The sequence below is a fragment of the Azohydromonas australica DSM 1124 genome, assembly GCF_000430725.1.
Taxonomy (GTDB): domain Bacteria; phylum Pseudomonadota; class Gammaproteobacteria; order Burkholderiales; family Burkholderiaceae_C; genus Azohydromonas; species Azohydromonas australica.
In genome coordinates this window covers 1-2,453 of the sequence record NZ_KE387206.1, presented here as the reverse complement: position 1 = coordinate 2,453, position 2,453 = coordinate 1, and the positions used below count along the sequence as shown (strand labels likewise).

General features: G+C 67.3%; 3 protein-coding genes. All 3 read left to right on the top strand.

Annotated elements, in window-relative coordinates; translation table 11 throughout:
• Positions 1 to 690 (top strand): acetyl-CoA C-acyltransferase (locus H537_RS0125865; protein WP_029000168.1); only part of this gene is annotated, 690 nt, incomplete at its 5' end.
• Positions 691 to 986: 296 nt separating this feature from the next.
• Complete coding sequence (locus H537_RS0125860; protein WP_029000167.1) at positions 987 to 2,105, top strand: Re/Si-specific NAD(P)(+) transhydrogenase subunit alpha; 1,119 nt, start codon at positions 987 to 989, stop codon at positions 2,103 to 2,105.
• A 3-nt stretch (positions 2,106 to 2,108) separates the two neighbouring features.
• On the top strand, positions 2,109 to 2,453 hold a 345-nt coding region (locus tag H537_RS45550; RefSeq protein WP_064736048.1), incomplete at its 3' end, for an NAD(P) transhydrogenase subunit alpha part 2.

Genomic DNA, 2,453 nt, shown 5'->3' with positions numbered 1-2,453 from the left:
GCCGACCGCTTCGGCATCACGCGCGACGAGATGGACGCGCTGGCGGTGGAGAGCCACCGGCGCGCCGCCGCGGCGATCGCCGAAGGCCGCTTCAAGGGCCAGATCGCGCCGGTGCAGATCGTCAGCCGCAAGGGCACGGTGAGCTTCGAGGTGGACGAGCACGTCAAGGCCGACACCACGCTGGAGACGCTGGCCAAGATGAAGCCCGCCTTCCGCAAGGAGGGTGGCCGCGTCACCGCCGGCAACGCCTCGGGCATCAACGACGGCGCCGGCGCCGTGGTGCTGGCCAGCGGCAAGGCGGTGCAGGCCGGCGGGCTGAAGCCGATCGCGCGCCTGGTGGCCTACGCCCATGCCGGCGTGGAGCCGGAGATCATGGGCATCGGCCCGGTGCCGGCTTCCCGCATCGCGCTGCAGCGCGCGGGGCTGAAGGTGTCGGACATGGACGTGATCGAGGCCAACGAGGCCTTCGCCGCCCAGGCCTGCGCCGTGAGCAAGGAGCTCGACCTCGATCCGGCCAAGGTCAACCCCAACGGCTCCGGCATCTCGCTGGGCCACCCGGTGGGCGGCACGGGCGCCATCATCGCCACCAAGGCGCTGCACGAGCTGCAGCGCGTCCAGGGCCGCTACGCGCTGGTGACGATGTGCATCGGCGGCGGCCAGGGCATCGCGGCCATCTTCGAGCGCTGCTGAAATCGTGAGCCTGCACGTTCACTTGGCAGCCGCGGTTGGGGCTCAAGAGCCCTGGCTGTCGCTGCTGGCAAATCGCGCATACGTCAAGTCTTGAGAAAGGTTGAAAAGTCAACATAATTTGACATAACCCACCAATGCGATGGCGCTCTCGTTCGTCAACGTGCCAGCCGTCCCATCGATAGGCCAGCCTACCTCGAAGCTGGCTTGAGGATGAACCACCTGTCACCACGCTTGAAGAGCGGCCAGTGCAGCACGCGGCTGTACGGATTCGCCGTAGTGACATTCCAGGAGACATCATGTTGATAGGCGTTCCGCTGGAGACAGCGGCTGCGGAAACACGCGTGGCGGTCACGCCCGAAACAGCGAAGAAACTTAAGGCCCAGGGCCACCAGCTCTTTGTGCAATCTGGAGCCGGCATCAACGCCGCGGCGCCCGATGCCGCCTACGCCGCGGTGGGCGCTGAAGTCGTGGATGCCAAAGCCGCGTTCGGCTGCGACTTGGTCCTCAAGGTCCGGCCGCCCGCCGTCGAAGAACTGGCGTTGATGAAGCGCGGCGCCACTGTGGTCGGGATGTTGAACCCCTTCGACCGCGAAGGCCTGGAGCGCCTGGCCGCTGCCGGCCTCACCGCCTTTGCGCTGGAGGCGGCCCCGCGCACCACGCGCGCGCAGAGCATGGACGTGCTCTCCTCGCAAGCGAACATCGCCGGCTACAAGGCCGTGATCCTTGCGGCCGACCGCTACCAGAAGTTCTTTCCCATGCTCATGACGGCCGCGGGCACCGTGAAGGCCGCGCGCGTGGTGATCCTGGGCGTGGGCGTGGCGGGGCTGCAGGCCATCGCCACGGCCAAGCGGCTCGGAGCGGTGATCGAAGCCTCTGACGTGCGCCCTTCGGTGAAGGAGCAGGTCGAGTCGCTGGGCGCCAAGTTCATCGACGTGCCCTACGAGACGGCGGAGGAGAAGGAAGCGGCAGAAGGCGTGGGCGGCTACGCGCGGCCGATGCCCGAGAGCTGGCTCTCGCGCCAGCGCGCCGAGGTCGCCAAGCGCGTAGCGCTGGCCGATGTGGTGATCTCCACCGCGCTCATTCCCGGACGCCCGGCGCCGAAGCTGGTGTCGGCGGAGATGGTGCAGTCCATGAAGCCCGGCTCCGTGGTCGTGGACCTGGCGGCGGCCAACGGCGGCAACTGTGCGCTGACGGTGCCGGGGCAGATCGTGCAGGCGCACGGCGTGACGATCGTGGGCGAGACCAACCTGCCAGCGCTCGTGGCGGCGGACGCCAGCGCGCTCTACGCGCGCAACGTGCTGGACTTCCTGAAGCTGGTGCTGCCCAAGGATGCGGCCAGCGTCAACGTGCCCATGGACGACGACATCGTGGCCGCGTGCCTGATGACGCAGGACAGTCAAGTCAAGAGGAGCTGAGCCGTGGAAGTCTCACACACCATCATCAATCTCATCATCTTCGTGCTGGCGATCTACGTGGGCTACCACGTGGTGTGGACGGTGACGCCCGCGCTGCACACGCCGCTGATGGCCGTGACCAACGCCATCTCCGCCATCGTCATCGTGGGCGCGATGCTGGCGGCCGCGCTCACTGAAACGGGTCTGGGCAAGACCATGGGCGTGCTGGCCGTAGCGCTGGCGGCGGTGAACGTCTTCGGCGGATTTCTGGTGACGCGGCGCATGCTGGAGATGTTCAGGAAGAAGGAACGCAAAGCTGTAGTGGCTGATGCAAATGCCCAGCCTGCACAAGCGCAGCGACAGGAGGTC

Excerpts from the sequence above, each read along its gene's own strand:
- H537_RS0125860 (WP_029000167.1), top strand. The coding sequence starts at position 987 with ATGTTGATAGGCGTTCCGCTGGAGACAGCGGCTGCGGAAACACGCGTG.